General features: G+C 65.7%; 1 protein-coding gene. It reads right to left on the reverse strand.

Annotation, left to right across the window (positions count from 1 at the left end):
- Positions 1-139 precede the first annotated feature (139 nt).
- Complete coding sequence (locus A5707_RS14080; protein ID WP_065012709.1) at positions 140-481, reverse strand: hypothetical protein; 342 nt, start codon at positions 479-481, stop codon at positions 140-142.
- Positions 482-662 lie beyond the last annotated feature (181 nt).

The raw sequence follows: 662 nt of genomic DNA on the forward strand, positions 1-662 counted from the left end.
GAGATGTGACGTCACAGTAGTCCCAGCTGTCGCAGGGAATTCGGGATGCGACGATGTGCCCGCCTCGTAGCGACAACTGAGGATTTGGCGTGGCGACGCGGCAACAAATGGTTCACTGGGGACACTTCCGCCACGCCAGTCACGCGAGTGGCCCAGTTGTCGCTGGTGGCAGGGTGCCCGGCTCCGAGCGACACTTGGCTTGGTCGCGCAGCGCCAGCTCACGCGTGTGGATTCGGTGCTCAGTGCCACGCGGCATCCAGCCGGGTCCATATCGACCGCGCCTCAGCCGGCGCACCCGGCCGTGGCCCATTTCCCAGCGCAACGCGTCCGAGATGGATTTCGATGTCCGTCCGCCCACGGCAAAACCGTGCTGCGCGAGCGCCTCGGCCAACTCGCCGACGGTGGCGGGCCCATGGCGAAATAACTGCATTGTCAGTACGTAGCGGAGTTCGGTCCCCCGCAGTAGCAGCGACTCATTCATCGGCCGACCGTCGCATGGACGTCCGACAACCCGTTCGCTGTCGCTGATAGGCGGGCACCCCGAAACACCGGGTCAGGCCGTGACAGGTGTGGCAAACCAAGACAGGAGTGGTCAAAGTGACTCCGGCGCCGCGGCGCCACCTGGCCATACGCCGCGTTGTCGCTACGAGGCGGGCACACCG

The sequence above is a fragment of the Mycobacterium kyorinense genome (assembly GCF_001672775.1).
In the GTDB taxonomy this organism is placed as follows: domain Bacteria; phylum Actinomycetota; class Actinomycetes; order Mycobacteriales; family Mycobacteriaceae; genus Mycobacterium; species Mycobacterium kyorinense_A.

Coding starts and splice junctions, on each gene's coding strand:
- A5707_RS14080 (WP_065012709.1), bottom strand. CDS start 481: ATGAATGAGTCGCTGCTACTGCGGGGGACCGAACTCCGCTACGTACTG.